Genomic DNA, 20,935 nt, shown 5'->3' on the forward strand with positions numbered 1-20,935 from the left:
GTCGGAGTCTTAGAGCCGGGTGGTCAGGAGATGTAGATCTTGCGGAGCGTCTCGCGCACGGTCCACACGGTGCGCTGTCCGGCGTGCAGGCGGACGAGGGTGCCGGGGCGGAGATCGACTGCGGGAGAATCGTCCTCGAACTCGAGGGTGCCCTGGCCGTCGACGACGAAGAACACCTCGTCCGCCTCCACGTCGCGCGAGGTTCCCTGGGTGTGCTCCCATACCCCGATCGTCAACCCCGACAGCGACGACAGGGCCTGGTGGGCGGTGGTCGGCGATCCGTCGACGACGAGTTCGTCCGGGAGGGCCTTGTGGTCCAGAGTGACGTCGGGAACGACGACGCTGTCCTGGTGCGGGGCGGGCTGTGGATGCGTGGAAGTCATTGGTGGGCCTGTCGAGTCGTGTTTCGAGTGGTGAGGGTCGGACCCGAGCGAGGCCTGGCACGGGCGCCCCCGAACGGGTGCGCCCATGCCGCGGTCACTCGTCGAGCCCGACCGGTGCGGTGTCCGCCGAGACGACGTCGTGGAGCATCGGCGGGTTGCCGACTCCCCAGCCGTACGCCAGCTTGCCCACCTCGAGCACGAAGAACGACTCGGTGGAGAGCACCCCGTCGATGGCGTGCAACTGGTCGTGCATCAGGCGGGTGAAGTCCTCGGTGTCCTTGCAGATCACCTCGACGATGACGTCGTACCGCCCCGACGTGACGATCACGTAGCTCGTCTGGGGCAGTGCCGCCACCGCCTGGCACACCGAGCGTGCGGTGCCGGCGCGGGTGTGGATGCCGACCATCGCCATACGGTCGAAGCCGATTCGCATCGGGTTGGCGATCCCGACGATCTGCAGGATCCCGGCCTCCTCGAGTCGCTGCACGCGGTATCGCGCCGACGAGGCGGGGATGTCGAGCGCCTCCGCGATCTGCCGGTACGGGAGGCGACCGTCCTTCTGCAGGAGCTCGATGATCTTTGCGTCGATCGTGTCGATGCTCGGTGTGTTCAAGATGACCTCCGAACCGGTTCGGTACGACTAGGAATCGAATCCCAGTCCTATGCTGTCGAGGAGCCGCAACCACAGGTTGCGGCGACCGTGGTCGTCCTCCCTGGCCAGCGACCATCTGGTCGCCTGGACACCAAAGTAACGCACCGGTTCCGGGGGAAACGGAACGGCGGGGCGCCTGATCATCGCCAGTTCCGTCCGTTCCGTCTTGCGTCCGGCCAGACGGTCGAGCATCACCTGCGCACCGAAGCGGGTCGCGGTGACGCCCAGGCCGGTGAAGCCCGTCACGTAGGCGACCCGTCCGCCGTACGCCGTTCCGGCGGTGAGGCAGAACCGTGTCGACGAGTCGATGATGCCGCCCCACGCGTGGGTGAACTGCACGTGGGCCAGTTGGGGATACGTCGTGGCGAAGTTCGTTGCGAGCCGCGCATACGTCTCCGGTCGGTCGAGGAGATCCTCGTCCCGACGGGAGCCGTAGTGGTAGATCGCGTCGTAGCCACCCCACAGGATCCGGTTGTCCGCTGTCTTGCGGTAGTAGTGGAACTGGTTGGAGGCGTCGGTGAGACCGAGGTCCCCGGTCCACTTGATCGACTCGAAATCGGCGTCGCTCAGCGGTTCGGTGACGAGCGAGTAGTCGTAGACCGGGATGGTCGTGTTCGTGAGACGGCGCAGAAGGGGCTTGAATACGTTGGTGGCCAGCGCAACTCGCTGGGCTTCGACCCGTCCTCCCCGCGTGGTCGCGGCGATGCGCCCGTCGGGCGTCTTGTCGATCGACGTGACGGGTGTGTTCTCGTGGATCTCGACACCGAGGTCGAGGCATGCCCGCCGGAGCCCGAGCACGAGCTTGTACGGATCGACCAGCGAGTAGTCGGGCAGGTACAGGCCGCCGACGTACGCGGGCGACGCGGTCCAGTCGCCCACCTCGGACGGCGGGATGAACTGCGACGGCTCGCCGTAGCTCCCACTCATCTCGGAGTAGGCGCGCAGACCTTCGAGTTCCCAAGTGGTGCGGGCGAAGCTGACCTTGCCCGGCCGCCGGTAATCGGCGTCGATGCCGTAGCGCTCGAGGGACTGCTCGATCCCCGCGAGGTTGTCGAGCCCCATCCGGTGCATGGACGCGGCCTCGGACGGCCAGCGGTTCACGCCGTTCATGAGGCCGTGCGTGATGCTGGGGGAGCAGAAGCCGCCGTTGCGCCCGCTCGCGGCATGCCCGACGGTGTGGCCCTCGAGGAGTACCACGCGCTGGTCGGGGTCCGATTCCTTGGCCATGAGTGCGGTCCACAGGCCGGTATAGCCTCCGCCCACCACCAGCAGATCGGCGGACAGCGTCGTCGCGAGCGCCGGGAGAGGCGTCGGGGCGGGCGTCACGTCGAACCAGTACGGGGAGCGGCGCACCCCGTCGATCGTCGACGGGCTGGTGGTGGGCATACGGAGACCTTTCATTGGAGAGCGTGTTCGTCGCGAATCAACGGTTCAGGTGCATGACACCGGTGCGCAGGTCGGACATGTCGATCAGCGTGTGCTTGCCGCCGATTCGGCCCCAGCCGGTGCCCTTGCCGCCGGCGCCGCCGAACGGCATGTTGATGTCCCAGAATCCGGTGCTGTCGTTGACAATCACCTGTCCGGTCTCGACCTCCTCGACGAATCGGTAAGCCTTGGAAAGGCTTTCGGTGAACACCGCTGCCTGGAGGCCGAGCGCGTCGCTGTTGGCCAGGCGGAGCAGTTCGTCGTCGTCGCGGCCGGTGATGACCGGCACGACCGGGCCGAACGACTCCTCCTTGCTGAGGAGGCCGTCCGGCGTGACGCCGTCTACGACGGTGAAGTCGTAGTACAGGTCGGTCGGGAAACCTTCGCGTCGACCGCCGCCGACGAGGATGTCGAACCCGCGCTCGCGGGCGTCGGCCAGGTGGCGATCCATCTTCGCGGCGACGCCCTCGTTGTTGAGTGGGCCGAGGTTGACCGCGGAGTCGAACGGGTCGCCGAGGCGGACCGTGTCGGAGTAGGCGACGAGCGCCTCGACGAATGCGTCGTGCACGTCGGCATGCACGAGGGCACGCTCGGTGGCGCAGCAGACCTGGCCCGCGCAGTAGTACGCGGCGTCGGCGGCGGCCTTGGCGGCAGCCTCGACGTTGGCGTCGGCGAGCACGATGAGGGGGCCGTTGCCGGAGCACTCCATGATGGACCGCTTCAGGCCGGCGGTCGCCTGGATCTTCGCGCCGGTCTGCGACGAACCGATGAAGCCGATGGCGTCGATGCCCGGATGCGAGACGAGGGCGGAGCCGAAGTCGCCTTCTCCGGGAAGGACGTTCACGAGACCGGCCGGCAGACCGGCGGCCTCGAACGCCTCCATCGCAGCCAACACGGTCAGCGAGGTGTGGGTCGGCGGCTTGACTACGTGAGCGTTGCCGGTGGCCAGGCCCGGTGCGACGAACTCGGTGAGCATCAGCAGCGGGAAGTTCCAGGGCGTGATGATGCCCCAGACGCCGACCGGCCGGTAGAAGGTCCACATCCGCTTCTGCGGATCGTTCGACGGCAGTGTCTCGCCGTGCAGGCGGACGGCGTCCTCGGCGTGCAGGTGGAACAGCTGTGCCGCCTCGGTCACGTCTGCGATGGACTCGGCGAGCGGCTTGCCCTGCTCGAGGGTCTGCAGGCGTGCCAGGACGTCGATACGCTTCTCGAGCTCGTCGCCGATGCGGTGGCAGATCTCGGCGCGCTGCCAGACGCCCACCTTCCGCCACTCGGCCTGGGCGCGATGGGCGGCGTCCACGGCCTTGTCGAGATCCGAGGTGGAGGGGACCGGGATGGTTCCGATGTGGCCGCCGGTGACCGGGCTGATCACCTCGACGGACTCGCCGGTGCTGCCGTCGGTGTACGCGCCGTCCACGTAGAGCTGCTGGCGCGGGGCGGTCGGGATGGATGTCGTCATGAGAAACCCTCTTGGTGTGGGGTAGGGCTGCCGATGCCCTCGGAGTCTGTGCTGGGGATCACTCGTTCCGTGCGAGTGTGGTCACGATAACTGCAATCGGGGTCGATGTCACCCCCGATGGGCAAATAATGCGTCTAAAAGTTGTTCAAAGAGCAAATTTGAAGCTGATCTTCAGCTCAATGTGCGGTGCTGTCGAATGAGCTGTCCGATGCGCCAGGGGACAGTCGTTCGCCGGTCAGTGCCTCGATCACACGCGCGAGATCGTTCGAGGACAGGCCGCCCTCGGACCGACCGGCACGGCGTTCTGCCTGCGGATGGCGCTGATTCTTCATGGCGCGAAGTCCTTTCGGGTGCCAGGGGCGTCGGTGGTCGAGCCGAGTTACAGGGCGCCCAGCGCCGCGGTCCCCGCAGCGCGACCCGAGTCGAGGGACGAGCTGACGGTGCTGGTGACCATGCCGGCCCAGAACACGGTCCGGTCGATCGGTTCGTACAGCCCGTCGCGGCGCGAGGTGGGCCCCGGGTAGGCGCCCCGGGCGTATTCGTCGAGCGACCAGTCGTAGGTCGACGCGGCCACGGTCTGCAGACCGGCATCACCGGCCATCGACCTGACCGCGTCCACCGACTGGGCCAGGCGCTCGGCTTCCGGCAGGGCGAGCAGTTCCCGGGCCTCGTCTCCGGTAGCCCAGGCGACGACGACCTGTCCCGAGTAGCCGGGTGCCGCGGCGGACCCGTTCCACAGGGTCGGCGGGTTCACCAGGTAGTCCTCCGCGAGGTCCCAGCCGTCCGGCAGGACCGGTGCGGAGAACTCCAGCAGGCCCTTGTAGACCGGCAGATAGACCACCTCGGAGATCCCCGAACGCTGGGTCGACGGCAACGGTGGGTCGAATGCGATCGCCTCTCGCTGCAGCACGCCCGCGGGCAGCGCGATCACGAGCTTGCGGGCGGTGAACCGGGTGCCTCCGGCGAGCACCTCCACGCCGTGGGAGGTGTAGGCCACCCGGGTGACCTCGTGATTCATTCGTACGTCGATTCCCTCGGCGAGAATCCGGACGATCTGGTCGTAGCCGCCGACGACTCGGAAATCCCCGTAGCCGTCACTGGGAATCTCGCCGCCGTCCGGTGCCGTGAGCGCGGTCTCGAGGTCCTCGACGACGTATCTGGCGGGGAGCTTGTCGAACTGCTCGCTGTCCACCTCGATGACCAGGAAGGCGAGCGGGTAGTTCGACCGGGTGATCCCCAGCCGTGCGAGGTACTTCTCGGCGGTCTCGCCGGGATTCGGGGCAGGAGGCGGTGATGGCAGATCCGGCTTTCCCTGCGGGAAGTTGTAGAACTCCCACGTGTTCTGGTCCACCCACGGCGAGCTCGGATCGAATCGGGACATCTCGGTTCCCCAGCGATGTGTCGAGATGTTCGCCGGTCCGACGATGTCCCACGTGGAGACGTCGGCGCCGTGGATGAGCTCGGCGCCCCGTTCCACAGGGATGCCCATGGTCGTTCGATCCGTCCACAGGCGCCCGCCGATGCGGTCGCGGGCCTCGAGGACGATTGCCGATCTGCCCGCGTCCACGACCGTTCGCGCCGCGCCCAGACCGGATACGCCGGCGCCGAGCACGATGACGTCCGCGTCGTTCGAGGCGAGCGATCCGAGCGATCCGGTCTGCGCTCGGGCCTGCGGGGTGCGGGCGAACAGGACCGCGGAGAGGCCTACGGCGCCGCCGTATCCGAGCAGTCGGCGTCGCGTCAGTTGGATATCTGGACCGTTGACTGGTTTCACCTGGGTTCTCCTGTGACGGCGTGCTGTGTGATGTGGCGCTGCCGACGCCATGAATGTGTGCTGAGTCACTCGTTCCGTCGAGTGCGGTCACGATAGCGACTCGGGAGGCGCCTGTCACTTCGATGAGCAAAAGCAGCGGGTTCGTACTGTCAATTGAGCAAGTTCGATGTCGGAATTCTTCCGGCATCGGCAAGGATTGCGAGGCGGTTCTGTCCAACGCCTACGGGCGTGAGTGAGGCTGTCGGGGCTTGTCATCGCTCGCGGCGTGATCCATACTTCGTCCGCCGCATCGACGTCGTCGGGTTCCGGGTCTCCGGGTCGATGGGTTCGATCCCCTTGCCGCGGGGGTCGATTCCGCACTGTTCCGTCCGAGTCACCGTCATATCCGGGTGCCCCTGTGGCGCCCCCCAACGGGACTTAGGAATGCCATGGCCGAAACAACGTCCACCGAACAGACCTCCACCGAACTGCACAAGACGATGCGCTGGTACGACGGCTTCGCGATGTCGTTGACGATGCCTGCCGCGTTGATCGCCTCGCTCGGCGCCTCGATCGTCGGCCTCGGCGGATGGGGTGCAGTGCTCCTGTGGAGCGTCTCGATGCTCCTCGCAACCGGGGCGAACTGGATCTACACCGAACTCGCCGCGATGTTCCCGGAGTCGTCGGGAGGTATCGCGGCGTACGCCGCCGAGGCGTGGAAGAAGCGTGCGCCGATCGTCGGACCGCTCGCCGCCATCGGGTACTGGTTCCCGTGGACCACATCGTTATCCGTCTACGCCGGCATCATCGGCGCCCTCGTCCAATCACAGTGGTTCCCGGATCAGGACTGGTCGTGGGAGCTGGGGCCGATCGAGCTGAACTTCCCGATCGTGGTCGGCCTGAGTGTGATCGGAATCCTCTACCTGCTCAACGTCGTCGGCGTTCGCATCACGATGACGTTCGTGTACATCACGGGCGGCATCCTGCTCATCCCGCTCGCGGTGTTCATCGTCGGACCACTGCTGGCCAACGGCTTCGACGTCTCCGGTCTGACCTGGAACCTGCACGGCGTCGAAGGCCTGCGCACGGCTCTCGTCTGGCTCTACGTCATGGCATGGACGTCGTTCGGCGTCGAGGTCTGCGCGACGTTCGCGCCGGAGTACCGGAACACCGTCTCCGACACGGCCAAGGCCCTCAAGGCGGGAGTCCTGTTCTCGCTCGGCGTCTTCGTGCTGCTGCCGCTCATCCTGACCGGGTACGTCGGCGAGGGCGCGATTGCGGACGCGCCCACCACGTTCTACGTCGAGGCCTTCCAGAACCTGGTCGGCGGCGCGGCTGACATCATGGTTCTGTTCCTGATCTGCTCGCTGCTGCTGATCATGGTGACCGGTCTCGCCGACGGCTCGCGCGTTCTCTACAACATGGGCAAGGAGGGAACGAGCCTCCGGCAGCTCGGCGTGCTGAACAAGCGCGGTGTTCCCGTCCGGGCGCTCACCGTGGCGCTGGTGGTCAACGTGCTGGTCCTGACCGTGCTCAAGACGCCGCTCGCGATCATCGTCACGGGCAACCTGGGCTACATCCTGACTCACATCTTCGCGCTGTCGGGTTTCTTCCTGCTGCGCAAGGACCGCCCCGACCTGACCCGTCCGATTCGCCTGCCAGCAGTCTTCGTTCCGCTGTCGCTGGTGCTCTCGGCACTCCTTGCTGTCATTCTCGTCGTAGGAGCCACGGGATTCGAGGTCACGGGGTACGGCGGCTTCAAGGAGCTGTCGGTGGCGTTCGGCGTGCTGGCAGTGGCGGTCGCGCTGTGGCTGTACCGACGCAACGTGCAGGATCGGCGTTCCGTCCCCGAACAGGTGCAGTCGTGAGCGCTTACGGACTGCTCGCCGGCGCGATCGCATGCGAGGTCGTCGCGACGCTCTCGCTCAAGGCCGCCGACGGCTTCAGCCGGCTCGCACCGTCCGTGATCGTCGTGATCGGCTATGCGATGGCGTTCGCGCTCCTGGGGTTCGCCCTCCAGCGCGGCCTGGACGTCGGTGTCGGCTACGCGATCTGGTCGGCCGTCGGAACGACGGTCGTCGCCCTGCTCGGCGTTCTCGTGTTCCGGGAATCGCTGTCCCTCACGGCAATCGCGGGGATCGCGCTGATCATCGTCGGCGTCGTGCTCGTCGACCTGGGCCACCGCACGCAGGCGCCGTCGCCAGAGGGACCGGAAAGTGCTGCCGCCGTCGTGGAGGGCCACTGACGGTGCGATGACGGAAGGCCCCCGGTACCCGAGCGATGGCTTGGGTACCGGGGGCCTTTCTCCGTGTCCGGGTCTCAGGCGTCGCGCGAGGTGCGCGCGGCCCGTGTCGGTGCGCTGGCATGACTGTCGAGGATCAGTACGGCGGTGTGCAGCGACGTTCGGGACTCGGCGTCGTCGAGGTCCACGCCGAGGAGTCGTTCGACGGTCGCGAGCTTGGCGTACAGGGTGGGGCGCGAAATCCGCAGTCGCTTGGCGAGTTCGGCCTTGTTGCCGCCGAGTTCGAGGTAGGCGCGCAACACGTCCAACAGGTCGTCGTCGTGCCGTGCGCGGTGCTCGAGCAGTCCGCGCAGTTCGGCCTCGGCGAAGGCCTGCACGCGCTGATCCGTGCGGATCAGGGCGATCAGCCCGCGTAGTCGGATGTCCGCGGAGCGGTGACAGACCTTGCCGTCCTGCGGCAGCGACTGCGCGACGTCGGCGATGTGCGCCGACTCGGCGAGGCCCCCTGCCGCGTCCAGCAGGCGCGTCGAGTCCGGGCCGACGCCGACGGTGCACCGCACGACGCCGTCGATCCGGCCGAGCGCGGCGTGGATCTCGGTGCACAAGGAGTGCAGGGCGTCGGGGCCGGAGCCGCTCGGGGGTTGCGAGACCAGGAGGTCGAACCATCCGGTCCGGGGATTGGTCGTGAGCGCCGTCAGCCGTGACGTCCGCACGGCGTGACGGATGGCGTCGAGCATCCGAACCCGCCGGCGCTGTGTGAAAACCTGGTCGGCGCTGGGTGTTTCACTGACGCGGATGGTCACGGGCAGATATGTCAGCGCGGGGCGCAGCCCCAGGGCATGCGCGCGGGCGGTGGCCTCGGCTTCGTCCTGGATGCGACCGCGGCGCAGTTCATCGACCAGGCCGCTCTGCGCCTGCTGCTCGAGTGCGGTGCCCTCGCGTTCGACCATCCGGCCGAGTGCGAGTGCCTGCGCCGCGCGTTCGAGGGTCATCCGGGTGCGTGCGTCGTTCCCGATCGGGCGGGGAGCGACCAGTCGGCCCCACTCCTGGCGATGGGCGCCCACCGGGGTGGTGATCCAGGATTCCGGACCGCAGACCTCGGTCTCGTGCGAGACGGGCGTCAGTCGCGACCGGCGTTCCCAATCCGACAGCAGTTCCGCGGTCTCGACGTCCTGCGCGGCGAAGGCGAGGACCTGCCGTGCGAGGTCCTCGAGGACAACCGGTGCATCGAGGATGTCGGCGGCGGCATCGACGATCTCGCCGGGCGACGCCCGCTTCATGCTCAGGTCGGTGAACGCCTCGTGCGTGTTGCGGGCGAAGGCCACCTCCGCGTACTGGTCGGCCACGATCGAGCGATGCACCTCCTCGGTGACCTCGACGAATCGGACCTCCCGGTGCAGTGCGACGACGGGCAGAGCGAGTCGGTCGGCGGCCTCGGCGGCCTCCGGCGGGATTGCGTCGACGTGCAGACCGAGCTCGACGACCAGGCCGATCGCGTTGGCGGCGGCCAGGCCTTCGAGGTAACCGACGGGGTCGTCGACGAGCGCGCGCCCCGTGGTGAGGACCAGTTCACCGCCCTGGAGCAGGTTCGAAAGGTCGTACAGATCGCTGACGTGTACCCATCGGACCCGGCGGTCGAGGGAGCCGCCCCCGACCACCTCCGGTTCGCCCCGCTGGAGGACGGGGAGGTCGAGAATGTCGCGGACCGTCGGCTGCATTTACGAAGTGTAAAGCGCAAGTCGGATTCTCTTACAGAGTGCAGGCCTGCGGGAGGCGGTGAAGCGCAGACAGTGGAAGCAGCACGCGTGATCGCGCGTGTCGATCCACTCAGACAGGACTCCATTCATGACCCACAGCGACGGCGCGGCACGGACGATCGCGCACTGGTCCGACGGCAAGAGCTTCGCCGGCACGAGCGGCGACACCGCCCCGGTCACGAATCCGGCGACCGGCGCCGTGACGGGCCGGGTCGCGCTCGCGAGTGTGGCGGACGCGCGCACGGTGATCGCGGCGGCGTCGGCGGCGTTCCCGGCGTGGCGGGACAGTTCGCTCGCCAAGCGCACCGCTGTGCTGTTCAGGTTCCGGGAGCTGCTCAACGAGCGCAAGCACGAGCTCGCCGAGATCATCACGGCCGAGCACGGCAAGGTGGTCTCCGACGCGCTGGGTGAGGTGACTCGCGGCCAGGAGGTCGTCGAATTCGCCTGCGGCATTGCGCATCTTCTCAAGGGTGGGATGACCGAGAACGCGTCCACGTCGGTGGACGTGGCGTCGATCCGTCAGCCGGTGGGCCCGGTCGCGATCATCTCCCCGTTCAACTTCCCGGCGATGGTCCCGATGTGGTTCTTCCCGATCGCCGTCGCGACCGGCAACACGGTGGTCCTCAAGCCGTCCGAGAAGGATCCGACCGCATCGATCTGGATGGCCGAGCTGTGGGCCGAGGCAGGTCTGCCCGCCGGTGTCTTCAACGTCTTGCAGGGCGACAAGACCGCGGTCGACGAGCTGCTCACCTCCCCGGACATCAAGGCGATCTCGTTCGTCGGCTCGACCCCGATCGCGCAGTACGTCTACGCCACCGGCACCGCGCACGGCAAGCGGGTGCAGGCGCTCGGCGGCGCGAAGAACCACGCGATCGTGCTGCCCGACGCCGACCTCGACCTGGCGGCGGACGCGATGGTGAACGCCGGCTTCGGGTCTGCTGGTGAGCGCTGCATGGCCATCTCCGTGATGGTCGCGGTCGGTGACGTAGCCGACGAGTTGGTCGGCAAGATCGCCGAGCGCACGCGGGCCCTCCAGACCGGTGACGGCACCCGTGCGGTGGACATGGGTCCCCTGGTGACCAAGGCGCACCGCGACCGCGTCGCGTCGTACGTCGACGCCGGGGAAGCGGCCGGCGCGGCCGTCGTCGTGGACGGTCGCGGCATCGAGGCGAACGGGGGAGCGGACGGCTTCTGGCTCGGCCCCACGCTGCTCGACCACGTCACCCCCGACATGAGCGTCTACACCGACGAGATCTTCGGCCCGGTGCTCTCGGTGGTCCGCGTCGAGTCCTACGACGAGGCCCTCGCTCTGGTGAACTCGAACCAGTACGGCAACGGCACCGCGATCTTCACCAACGACGGTGGTGCGGCACGCCGCTTCCAGAACGAGGTCGAGGTCGGCATGGTCGGCATCAACGTCCCGATCCCGGTTCCGATGGCGTACTACAGCTTCGGCGGCTGGAAGAGTTCGCTGTTCGGCGACACCCACGCCCACGGCGCCGAAGGCGTCCACTTCTTCACTCGCGGCAAGGTCGTCACCACCCGTTGGCTCGACCCCAGCCACGGTGGCATCAACCTCGGCTTCCCGCAGAACAACTGAGCCGGAAAGGGACACCCGACATGACGATGACAACCGACGGCCCCGTCGTTCTTCCGTCCGGCCAGGATCTGTCCGCCGCGCGCGCCGACGGCGAGCGTGCCTACGCGCTCGACCGCGCGCACGTCTTCCACTCGTGGTCCGCGCAGGCGCAGATCGCGCCGATGACCATCCTCGCCGCCGAGGGCTCGTACGTGTGGGACGGCGCCGGAAACCGACTGCTGGACTTCTCCTCCCAGTTGGTCAACACCAACATCGGGCATCAGCACCCCCGGGTGGTCGAGGCGGTGCAGCGCCAGGCTGCGAAGCTGTGCACCATCGCTCCGCAGTACGTCAACGACGCGCGTTCGGAGGCCGCCCGGTTGATCGCCGAGCGCACCCCCGGCGACCTGGACAAGGTGTTCTTCACCAACGGCGGCGCCGATGCGAACGAGCACGCGGTGCGGATGGCGCGGCTGCACACAGGCCGCTACAAGGTGCTGTCGCGGTACCGCTCGTACCACGGCGGCACCGACACCGCGATCAACCTCACCGGAGATCCCCGCCGCTGGCCCAACGACTACGGCAACAGCGGTGTCGTGCACTTCGACGGCCCGTTCCTCTACCGGTCGGCGTTCCACTCGGAGAACGAGGCGCAGGAGACCGAGCGCGCCCTCGAGCACCTCGATCGTGTCGTCCGACTGGAGGGCCCCGACACGATCGCGGCGATCGTCCTCGAGTCGGTCCCCGGCACGGCCGGGATCATGGTCCCGCCGCCGGGCTACATGGCCGGGGTCCGGGAGATCTGTGACCGCTACGGGATCGTCTTCATTGCGGACGAGGTGATGGCCGGATTCGGGCGGACCGGAAAGTGGTTCGCCATCGATCATTTCGACGTGGTGCCGGACCTCATCACCTTCGCCAAGGGTGTCAACTCGGGGTACGTCCCGCTCGGTGGCGTGGCGATCAGCGCGAAGATCGCCGCCACGTTCGCCGATCGTGCGTACCCCGGCGGCCTGACGTACTCGGGTCACCCGCTGGCGACGGCAGCGGCCGTCGCGACGATCGAGGCGATGGAGGACGAGGGCGTCGTCGACAACGCTGCCCGGATCGGCGCCGAGATCCTCGGCCCGGGTCTGCGCGCACTCGCGGAGCGGCACCCGTCGATCGGTGAGGTGCGCGGGCTCGGTGTGTTCTGGGCGATCGAACTGGTCGCCGACCGCGCCACCAGGGAACCGCTGGCACCGTACGGCGGGTCGAGTCCGGCGATGAACGAGGTCATCGCGGCGTGCAAGTCCGGCGGACTGCTGCCGTTCGCCAACTTCAACCGGATCCACGCGGTACCACCGTGCACCGTCACCGAGACCGAGGTGCGCGAGGGGCTCGCGATCCTCGACGCCGCGTTCGATATCGCGGACAACCACGCCGGTCGGTGATCCGACCGGATCAGTGATCCAGCCGATCCGCCCCTGGAGTCCATGGCGTCTCCAGGGGCGGATCGGCCTGTCGCCCGGGCTATCCGGTGGAAGGAGGAAGGCAGACACGGCACATCGGTGCAGGGCAGCCTGCCGGGCTGCCCCAGGAAGTTCTGAACAAGATCGAAGACAGAAGGAGTAATTCCATGGGTTCGTCCACCACTCAGCTCGGTCAGATCGGCGCTGTCGCCGGCCTCGTCTCGGCGATCGCTGCCCTCGTGGGAGCTGCCATCGGCGCCGCGACTCTGTTCATGTAGTCCGGGCACACAACGAAGAAGGCCGGAGGCAGAGCCTCCGGCCTTCTTCGTTGCGTTGTCGGGTCAGGCCGTGAACCCGATGTACTTGGTGTCGAGGTACTCGTCGATGCCTTCGACGCCACCCTCGCTGCCCAGCCCGGACTGCTTGACTCCGCCGAACGGTGCGGCGACGTCGGAGACGACGCCGCGGTTGACTCCCACCATGCCCGACTCGAGCGCGTCGGCCACCCGCAGGGCCCGGTCGAGGTTCTGCGTGAAAATGTATGCGGCGAGACCGTATTCGGTTTCGTTGGCCGCGGCGATCGCCTCCTCTTCGGTGTCGAACCCGGTGATCGCGGCGACCGGACCGAAGATCTCGTCGCGGACGATGCGCGAGTCGGTCGGCACCTGGTCGAGGACGGTCGGCTCGAAGAAGAAGCCGGGGCCGTCGACGGTCCGGCCGCCGGTGCGCACCCGGGCGCCCGCCGCGACCGCCTCGTCGACGAGTGCCGCCACGCTCGCGCGCTGCTTGGCGCTCACGAGCGGTCCGACGTCGACGCCGGGCTCGTGCCCGGGGCCGAGCTTCAGTGCGGCGATCCGCTCGGTGAGCCTCGCGGTGAACTCCTCACGGACCGAGTTGGCCACCATGATTCGGTTCGCCGCGGTGCACGCCTCGCCGCCGTTGCGCATCTTGGCGGCCATCGCCCCGTCGAGCGCCGCGTCCAGGTCCGCGTCGTCGAACACGATGAACGGCGCGTTCCCGCCCAGCTCCATCGACGTGCGCAGGACGTTGCGGGCGGACTGCTCGATGAGCACGCGGCCCACGGGGGTGGAGCCGGTGAAGGTGACCTTGCGCAGGCGGGGATCGGCGAGCAGCGGCCCGGACACCGCGGCGGCGTCCGACGTCGGCAGCACCGAGACCACACCGGCCGGCAGACCCGCTTCGGCGAGGATCTCCGCGAACGCCAGCATCGTCAGCGGCGTCTCCGCGGCGGGCTTGACGATCATCGTGCAGCCCGCGGCGAGCGCGGGGCCGATCTTGCGGGTGCCCATGGCGAGCGGGAAGTTCCACGGGGTGATCGCCAGGCAGGGGCCCACCGGCACCTTGTTGACGAGGATTCGGCCGGCGCCGCCCGGCGATCGCGTCGAGCGGCCCTGGATTCGAACCGCCTCCTCGCTGAACCAGCGCAGGAACTCGGCCCCGTACGCGACCTCACTGCGGCTCTCCGGCAGGGCCTTTCCCATCTCGGCCGTCATCAGCAGTGCCAGTTCCTCGGTCCGCTCGACGACGAGTTCCCAGGCCCGGCGGAGGATCACGGATCGCTCGCGCGGGGAGGTGGCCGCCCACTCGGCCTGGACGCGGCACGCCACGTCGAGTGCGCGGATGGCGTCGTCGGCGCCGGCATCGGCAACCGTCGTCAGTGCCTCACCGGTGGCCGGATCGAACACCGGGAACGTGCCGCCGCCGACCGGCGCGGTGGACTCGCCGTCGATCCACAGCCCGGTCGGGACGCGGGAGACGAGGGTGGAGACATCAATCATCGTTCTGCTTCCGGTAGGTCCAAAGTGGAGTGAGCGTCAATGACGTTCGGTGATCACACCGAGGCGCGGACGGCGTCCTCGATCACGTCGAGCGCGTCGGTGAGCAGATCGTCGCCGATGACGAGCGGCGGCAGCAGGCGCACCACGTTGCCGTACGTGCCGCAGGTCAGCAGGATGACGCCCTGTTCGAGCGCGTACGCGACGACCTTGCGCGTCAACTCGGCATCCGGCTCGGTGGTGCCCGGCACCACGAACTCCATCGCCAGCATGGCGCCGCGGCCGCGGACCTCGCCGATCGCGGGGATCTCCTCGGCCAGCTTCCGCAGGCGGGTCGTCACGACCTCCTCGATGTGGCGGGCCCGCGCGGGAAGGTCGAGTTCGCGCATCGTGTCGATCGCCGCGAGCGCCGCGGCACACGCGATCGGGTTGCCGCCGTAGGTGCCACCGAGGCCGCCGGCGTGCACCTTGTCGAGCAGTTCGGCGCGGCCCGTGATCGCGGACAGCGGAAGTCCGCCGGCGATGCCCTTGGCCATGGTGATGATGTCCGGCACCACCTCTTCGTGGTCGCACGCGAACCACGACCCCGTGCGGGCGAACCCGGTCTGGACCTCGTCGGCGATGAAGACGACTCCGTTGGCGCGCGCCCACGTGGCGAGCGTCGGCAGGAATCCCTCTGCGGGAACGATGAACCCGCCCTCGCCCTGGATCGGTTCGATGATGATCGCGGCGAGCGAATCAGCACCGATCTGCTTCTCGATCTGGGTGATCGCACGCTGCGCCGCCTCCGGGCCCGTCAGTCCGCGCTCGTCCCGGAACGGGTACGACATCGGCATCCGGTACACCTCGGGGGCGAACGGACCGAAGTGTGCCTTGTACGGCATCGACTTCGCGGTCAGCGCCATCGTCAGGTTGGTGCGGCCGTGGTAGGCGTGGTCGAACGCGACGACGGCGGTGCGCCCGGTCGCCAGACGCGCGACCTTGATCGCGTTCTCCACGGCCTCGGCGCCGGAGTTGAACAGCACGGTGCGCTTCTCGTGGTCGCCCGGCGTGAGCGCCGCAAGCTCCTCGGCAACCTGCACGTATCCCTCGTAGGGCGTGACCATGAAGCACGTGTGGGTGAAGCGTCCGGCCTGGTCGCGCACGGCATCGACGACGGCGGGATTCGACGCGCCGACATTTGTGACCGCGATGCCCGAGCCCAGGTCGACGAGCGAGTTTCCGTCGACGTCGACGATCACACCGCCGTCGGCGTCGGCGGTGTAGACCGGGACGCTGGACCCGACCCCTGCCGCGACGCTGGCGCGGCGGCGCTCCGTGAGTGCTCGCGAGTTCGGACCGGGCAGTTCGGTGACGAGGTTGCGCTTCTGCGGAAGCCGGTAAGCGATGGTGGTGGTGTTCATATCGTGGAGGACCCCTGTCGTGAAGATCTGACTGGTTCTATTCTGGGTCGCCGTGGAGCGCGGATCACCTGCCAGAATGGAGTGAGGGACTGCCCACGATTCACCATTTCGGACCGCACTCGGGCCGGGTCAGGAGTTGAGATGAGCGTGACCGTCCGGTGGGTGCTGGCGCAGCCGGAGTTGTCCCTGCGCCTGCGCGGTGGTGCTTCCGGACTCGACCGCGACATCGAGTTCGCGATCACGACCGAACTGTCGGACCCGTCGCCGTGGCTCTCGGGTGGCGAATTGCTGCTGACGACGGGGCTCGGGGCTCCGTCCGCGGTGGACGGCTACCGGGACTACCTGCGCCGTCTGTTCGACGCCGGGGTCGCGGCGGTCGGCTTCGGGGTGGGACTGACTCACTCCGAGATCCCGGAGGCGCTGATCGCGGCGGCCGACGAGACCGGACTGCCGCTGCTGGAGGTGCCGCTGCCCACCCCGTTCGCGGCCGTCACGAAGCGGGTCATGGACTGCCTGGCCGAGCAGCGTTACGACGCACTCCTGCGAGCGTCCCGCGCCCAGCCGCGGATGACGCGGGCCGTGGTCCAGGGCGGCGCCCGTGCCATCGTGCGGGAGCTCGCCGTGGCGACCGATGCGACGGCCCTGCTCTTCGACCGCCGCGGTCGGCTCCTCGAGCGCCATCCGACGAACGTGGACGGTGAGACGGTGACGGAGGTGTCCGACCTGATCGACTCGGTGTCGGAGGCTGCGTCGAGCATTGTCGCCCAAGCACATTCGGGCCACTCGATGACCGTTCAACGGATCGGGCTGGGCAACAGCCTCCACGGCTGTCTCGCGGTGGTGAGCCCCAAGCCGCTCGGCTCCGTCGACCAGGTTCTGCTGGGCCACGCCAACTCGTTGCTGGCGCTCGACTTCGAGAAGCCGGTGCGGCTGCGGGCTGCCCAGAACCAGCTCAACAGTCAGATCCTCGGGCTGCTGCTCTCGGAGGACATCGATCTGGAGCCGGCCCGTGAACAACTCGCGCCGGCCGCGGACGACCGTGGCTTCGTCCGCGCCCTGGCCGGGGTCTGCCCGTCGTCGGGGGACGCCGAGGCGGTCGCGTCCTCGATCGCCTCGGCCATGAACGAGGCGGGTCGACCGCTGTTCCTGCGGCGGACCGAGGGACGAATGACGGTGCTGCTGCGCGGAACCGACGACGTCGCGTTCGCGAGGACACTGCTCGCCGGCGCGGGGGAGTCCGTCCGCCGGTCCGCGCGGATCGGTCTGAGCGGTCCGCTGCCCGTCGAGCGCTTCGCGGAGGCGATCGACCAGGCGCAGCTGGCGGCATCGGCGGCCGGAGCCGGCGCCGCACCGCTCGAGTTCTCGGCACTGACGGGCAGCGCGCTGCTCACGTTCGACTCGACCCGTCAGGTACTGCGGTCGGTCGCCGACACGATGATCACTCCGCTCGCCGACCACGATCGTGACCACGGAACCGAACTGGTCGCCTCGCTGCGTGCGTTCCTCGAGGCGAACGGGCACTGGGAGTCGGCGGCAAACGTGCTGGGCGTCCATCGGCACACCCTGCGGAGCCGGATCGCGAAGATCGAGTCCCTGCTGGACTGCCGACTCGACGTCGCCCGGGTGCGCGCGGAGTTGCTCCTGGCGATCATCGCGTCCCAGGCGTAGCGCCCGGACCGAGGTTCCGGGCGCCACGCGGGCAGTGGACTACTGCGCCACCGCGGCGAGCGCGGTCGCGAGCTCCGCGCTGATCGTGCACGCCCGCGCCAGGTCGATGTCGCCGTCGGCCTGGGCCTCGACCACGATCCGGCGCAGCCGGGCGACCACCGGCTCGTGCTGTGCGCGCCACCGCGCCGTCCGGTCGCCGGGGGACTCGCCGTCGCATCCGTGCGTCGCGACGGAGCCGGCCAGTGCGTGCAGTCGCCCGGAGATCTCGTCCCGCAGCGCCGCCGTTGCGAGCGTGTCCCAGTACGCCCGCCGGGGCCAGTGCTCCAGGCGATCGACGACACGGAAGATGCCCAGGTCGTCTCCCAGCGTCAGGTAGGCGTCTGCCACCCGGTCGATCGGAACCCCCAGTGCGAGAGAGCTCTCCGCGAACGGGAGCGCCTCGGCGAGCAGCGGCAGCGAGGTGCCGGCGATCGTGCCGTCGACGACGGTCGCGGGCAGGGACTTCGCGAGCAGTTGACGGACGCCCTCGCGGTACCGCCGTACCTCCGACTGCGGGTCGAGAGGCACGGGCCGGTTGCGCAGCAGCCACGAACACGCGCGCTCGATGAGCGCCTGCACCGCGTGCAGCGGACCCCACGCGTCGCGGTCGGCGGGGTCGACGACAGAGGTGGCGCGGGCCCACATCGCGTCCACCTCGAACAGCTCCGCCACCACCGCGTACGCCAGCGCGACCTGGGGTGTGCTCACCCCGAGTCGCTCCTCGAGCCGGTAGATCAGACCCGGCCCGACGTGATTGATCAACTGGTCCGCGATCTGCGTCGCGATGATCTCTCGGCGCAATCGGTGCTCGTGGATGTGACCGGGAACCCGGTCACGGAACGACGGCGGGAAGTAGTCGACGAGCAGGTGGGCGAAGATCGGTTCGTCGGGGACCTCGGAGCGGAGCAGGTCGTCGCGCACGGTGTTCTTCGAATGTGCCAGCAACGTAGCGATTTCGGGTCGGGTCAGGCCGAGTCCGGCTTCGGTGCGCAGCCGCAATTCCTGCTTGCTCGGCAGCACCGCGCGGGTTCGGTCCAGCCCGCCGACCGCCTCCAGGTTGACGATCAGGCGATCGTGCCGTCCGAGCAGCGACACGGCCTGCGACTCGGCGAGGCTGATCGCCAGTGTCTGGCTCGCGCAGTCGTCGAGGACGGCGCCCGCCACGTCGGCGGTGCACTCGGCCAGCAGTGCGTGGCGCTCGTCCTCGCTCACCTCACCCGCCGCGACGGCGCCGTCCAGCGCGATCTTGAGATTCACCTCCCGGTCGGAAGTGGCCACGCCGGCGGCGTTGTCGATGAAGTCCGCGTTGATGCGGCCGCCGTGGACGGCGAACTCGATCCGAGCCCGCTGGGTGAAGCCGAGGTTGCCTCCTTCACCCACCACCCGGCAGCGCATGTCGGCTGCATCGACGCGGACGGTGTCGTTCGCGGGATCGGCTGCATCCCCATCGGTTTCGGTCGAACACTTGACGTATGTTCCGACCCCGCCGTTCCACAGCAGATCCACCGGCGCTCGGAGGATCGCCCGGATCAGCTCGGCCGGCGCGAGTGCGTCGGCGTCGATGCCGAGTCGCGCCCGAACGGCCGGCGACAGCGGTACCTGCTTGGCGGATCTCGGCCAGACGCCGCCGCCCTCGGAGATGGCGTCGCGCGGGTAGTCGTCCCAACTCGAGCCCGGCGTCTCGAACAGTGTGCGGCGCTGCTCGAATGAGGCGCCCGGGTCCGGATCGGGGTCCAGGAAGATGTGCCGGTGGTCGAAGGCCGCGACCAGTCGCAGTGTGCGCGAGAGCAGCATCCCGTTGCCGAACACGTCGCCGGACATGTCGCCGATGCCCGCGACGGTGACCGGGTCCGTCTGGGTGTCGACACCCAGTTCGGCGAAGTGCCGACGGACCGACAGCCAGGCGCCCCGGGCGGTGATGCCCATCGCCTTGTGGTCGTAGCCGCGGGAGCCGCCGGAGGCGAACGCGTCACCCAGCCAGAAGTCGTACTCGGCGGCAACCGCATTCGCGACGTCCGAGAACCGGGCCGTGCCCTTGTCGGCCGCGACCACCAGGTAGGGGTCGGCGTCGTCGTACACGACGGTATCGGCGGGCGGGACGACGCGGCCGTCCACCAGGTTGTCCGTGACGTCCATCAGCCCGCGGATGAACGCGGCGTACCCCTCGGCGGGTGCGACGCCGCCGAGCAGCACGTACGACCCCTTGGCTCCGGTCGGGACGATCGGCGAGTTCTTCACGGTCTGGGTGGTCATCAGCCCCAACACCTCGGTGCGGTAGCTCTCCGGTCGGTCCGACCAGCGCAGTCCACCGCGGGCGACCTCACCGGCCCGGACGTGGACACCCTCGACGCCACCGCCGCGGACGAAGATCTCGCGGTGCGGAACGATGCGACCGGGCTGCGTCAGCCGCGACGGGTCGAGCTTGAACGCGGCGTGCTCCTTCACCCGGCCGTCCGCGGTGCGCTGGTACCAGTTGGTCCGCAGCACCGCCCCGACGAAACCCGTCAGCGCGCGCAGGATCCGGTCCTCGTCGAGGGTCGCCGCCTCCTCGACGAGCGTGCCCAGTCGTGTCCGCAACTCGGTGACCCCGCGGTCGCGATCGGCCAGTGCAGGGTCGAACCGGGCGTGGAACAGTGCCACGACACTGTGGGTGAAGGCGTTGTGGCGCAACAGGGTGTCGACGAGGTAGGTGTCGGAGAACCCGAGACCGACCTGCTGGAGGTAGCGGACCATGCAGCGAACCAGCACGACGTCGCGCCAGCTGAGGCCGGCGACGGGGGTGAGCATGCAGAACCGGTCGATCTCGAGGCCGTCGGCGGTCGCGGTCTCGAACGCGTCGACGAGCAGTGCGGTGGCGTCGACCGCCCACGTCCGGTCGGGGCTGCTGAAGCGGAATCGGTCCGCGGGGGCATGCTCGCCGCTCGGCCGCGGGGCGGCGATCGGTTCGTGTTCCTCGATGCGAAGGCCGAAGCACTCGAAGTCCCTCGCGACGTCGGACAACGGCGGTCGTGCGCCCGGCCACACCACGATCGCGTCCATGGTGTCGGGGGCGTCGGGGGCGTCGGGGGCGTCGGGGGCGTCGGGAGCGTCGCGGGGAGCGACCAGTTTCATGCGGGGGCGGTTGTCGGCGTTCGGAGCGGAGGGGAGCGTCATCGATCCCTTGCTGATGGTCATCACACACCTTGTTCGGTCGGCGGAGTCTGAGTCGTCGGGCCTGGACGCTCTGAGTGTGCCGTGCTCGCAAGGATTTTCGACTGGACAGTTTGTCGAGGCTGGAGGCTGCGATCCACCGAAACGCACATCCGCGTTCCGATGGTTCGGCAGGTAC

General features: G+C 68.7%; 14 protein-coding genes. 5 read left to right on the forward strand and 9 right to left on the reverse strand.

Features of this window, described 5'->3' with window-relative positions; genetic code table 11:
* Nucleotides 1–23 precede the first annotated feature (23 nt).
* From HUN07_RS03760 to HUN07_RS03780, 5 genes are all read right to left on the reverse strand, one after another.
* Nucleotides 24–383 carry a cupin domain-containing protein gene (locus tag HUN07_RS03760; RefSeq protein WP_114723396.1) on the reverse strand — a complete coding sequence of 120 codons (360 nt, stop codon included), beginning with the start codon at nt 381–383 and terminating at the stop codon, nt 24–26.
* A gap of 94 nt (nt 384–477) precedes the next feature.
* Nucleotides 478–996, reverse strand: a complete 519-nt coding sequence (locus tag HUN07_RS03765) for an Lrp/AsnC family transcriptional regulator (protein WP_217487182.1) — start codon at nt 994–996, stop codon at nt 478–480.
* A 27-nt stretch (nt 997–1,023) separates the two neighbouring features.
* Nucleotides 1,024–2,421 carry an NAD(P)/FAD-dependent oxidoreductase gene (locus tag HUN07_RS03770; protein WP_174908003.1) on the reverse strand — a complete coding sequence of 466 codons (1,398 nt, stop codon included), beginning with the start codon at nt 2,419–2,421 and terminating at the stop codon, nt 1,024–1,026.
* Between the two features lie 37 nt (nt 2,422–2,458).
* Nucleotides 2,459–3,919 carry an aldehyde dehydrogenase family protein gene (locus HUN07_RS03775; protein ID WP_174908005.1) on the reverse strand — a complete coding sequence of 487 codons (1,461 nt, stop codon included), beginning with the start codon at nt 3,917–3,919 and terminating at the stop codon, nt 2,459–2,461.
* A gap of 379 nt (nt 3,920–4,298) precedes the next feature.
* Nucleotides 4,299–5,693 (reverse strand): flavin monoamine oxidase family protein, encoded by a 1,395-nt coding sequence (locus HUN07_RS03780; RefSeq protein WP_174908007.1) that lies wholly within the window; start codon nt 5,691–5,693, stop codon nt 4,299–4,301.
* Nucleotides 5,694–6,121: 428 nt separating this feature from the next.
* On the opposite strand from HUN07_RS03780, the gene HUN07_RS03785 reads away from it, so the two are divergent.
* Together HUN07_RS03785 and HUN07_RS03790 are read left to right on the forward strand one after the other, a co-directional pair.
* The gene (locus HUN07_RS03785) at nt 6,122–7,540 is read left to right on the forward strand and encodes an APC family permease (protein ID WP_174908009.1); all 1,419 of its coding nucleotides are present in this window, start codon (nt 6,122–6,124) and stop codon (nt 7,538–7,540) included.
* Entirely contained in the window at nt 7,537–7,917 is a 381-nt protein-coding gene (locus tag HUN07_RS03790) for a DMT family transporter (RefSeq protein ID WP_174908012.1), read from the forward strand. The genes HUN07_RS03785 and HUN07_RS03790 overlap by 4 nt, the downstream gene beginning before the upstream one ends.
* 74 nt (nt 7,918–7,991) lie before the next feature.
* Here HUN07_RS03790 and HUN07_RS03795 read toward each other — a convergent pair whose 3' ends face one another.
* Nucleotides 7,992–9,632, reverse strand: a complete 1,641-nt coding sequence (locus HUN07_RS03795) for a PucR family transcriptional regulator (protein WP_174908014.1) — start codon at nt 9,630–9,632, stop codon at nt 7,992–7,994.
* 127 nt (nt 9,633–9,759) lie between these two features.
* Between HUN07_RS03795 and HUN07_RS03800 the strand changes: the two genes are divergently transcribed.
* Both HUN07_RS03800 and HUN07_RS03805 read left to right on the forward strand, forming a co-directional pair.
* Nucleotides 9,760–11,271, forward strand: coding sequence for a CoA-acylating methylmalonate-semialdehyde dehydrogenase (locus tag HUN07_RS03800; protein WP_114723389.1), 1,512 nt, complete (start codon nt 9,760–9,762; stop codon nt 11,269–11,271).
* A 20-nt stretch (nt 11,272–11,291) separates the two neighbouring features.
* Nucleotides 11,292–12,683 carry an aspartate aminotransferase family protein gene (locus HUN07_RS03805; RefSeq protein ID WP_174908016.1) on the forward strand — a complete coding sequence of 464 codons (1,392 nt, stop codon included), beginning with the start codon at nt 11,292–11,294 and terminating at the stop codon, nt 12,681–12,683.
* A gap of 359 nt (nt 12,684–13,042) precedes the next feature.
* Here HUN07_RS03805 and HUN07_RS03810 read toward each other — a convergent pair whose 3' ends face one another.
* Both HUN07_RS03810 and gabT read right to left on the reverse strand, forming a co-directional pair.
* Nucleotides 13,043–14,500: an NAD-dependent succinate-semialdehyde dehydrogenase gene (locus HUN07_RS03810; RefSeq protein WP_174908018.1), complete on the reverse strand. Its 1,458-nt coding sequence runs from the start codon at nt 14,498–14,500 to the stop codon at nt 13,043–13,045.
* Between the two features lie 53 nt (nt 14,501–14,553).
* On the reverse strand, nt 14,554–15,900 hold the full coding sequence (gabT, locus tag HUN07_RS03815; protein ID WP_114723387.1) for a 4-aminobutyrate--2-oxoglutarate transaminase: 1,347 nt from the start codon (nt 15,898–15,900) through the stop codon (nt 14,554–14,556).
* A gap of 141 nt (nt 15,901–16,041) precedes the next feature.
* Between gabT and HUN07_RS03820 the strand changes: the two genes are divergently transcribed.
* Nucleotides 16,042–17,568, forward strand: a complete 1,527-nt coding sequence (locus HUN07_RS03820) for a PucR family transcriptional regulator (protein WP_174908020.1) — start codon at nt 16,042–16,044, stop codon at nt 17,566–17,568.
* 39 nt (nt 17,569–17,607) lie between these two features.
* Here HUN07_RS03820 and HUN07_RS03825 read toward each other — a convergent pair whose 3' ends face one another.
* A complete protein-coding gene (locus tag HUN07_RS03825) occupies nt 17,608–20,781 on the reverse strand; it encodes an NAD-glutamate dehydrogenase domain-containing protein (protein ID WP_174908021.1) in 3,174 nt (1,057 codons plus the stop codon).
* Nucleotides 20,782–20,935: the final 154 nt, after the last annotated feature.

This window comes from Rhodococcus sp. W8901, assembly GCF_013348805.1.
Lineage (GTDB): Bacteria > Actinomycetota > Actinomycetes > Mycobacteriales > Mycobacteriaceae > Prescottella.

Bases quoted from the DNA above. Each gene is read 5' to 3' on its own strand.
- HUN07_RS03760 (WP_114723396.1), bottom strand. From the start codon at position 383: ATGACTTCCACGCATCCACAGCCCGCCCCGCACCAGGACAGCGTCGTC.
- HUN07_RS03770 (WP_174908003.1), bottom strand. From the start codon at position 2,421: ATGCCCACCACCAGCCCGTCGACGATCGACGGGGTGCGCCGCTCCCCG.
- HUN07_RS03775 (WP_174908005.1), bottom strand. From the start codon at position 3,919: ATGACGACATCCATCCCGACCGCCCCGCGCCAGCAGCTCTACGTGGAC.
- HUN07_RS03785 (WP_174908009.1), top strand. From the start codon at position 6,122: ATGGCCGAAACAACGTCCACCGAACAGACCTCCACCGAACTGCACAAG.
- HUN07_RS03795 (WP_174908014.1), bottom strand. From the start codon at position 9,632: ATGCAGCCGACGGTCCGCGACATTCTCGACCTCCCCGTCCTCCAGCGG.
- HUN07_RS03800 (WP_114723389.1), top strand. From the start codon at position 9,760: ATGACCCACAGCGACGGCGCGGCACGGACGATCGCGCACTGGTCCGAC.
- HUN07_RS03805 (WP_174908016.1), top strand. From the start codon at position 11,292: ATGACGATGACAACCGACGGCCCCGTCGTTCTTCCGTCCGGCCAGGAT.
- HUN07_RS03810 (WP_174908018.1), bottom strand. From the start codon at position 14,500: ATGATTGATGTCTCCACCCTCGTCTCCCGCGTCCCGACCGGGCTGTGG.
- gabT (WP_114723387.1), bottom strand. From the start codon at position 15,900: ATGAACACCACCACCATCGCTTACCGGCTTCCGCAGAAGCGCAACCTC.
- HUN07_RS03820 (WP_174908020.1), top strand. From the start codon at position 16,042: ATGAGCGTGACCGTCCGGTGGGTGCTGGCGCAGCCGGAGTTGTCCCTG.
- HUN07_RS03825 (WP_174908021.1), bottom strand. From the start codon at position 20,781: ATGACCATCAGCAAGGGATCGATGACGCTCCCCTCCGCTCCGAACGCC.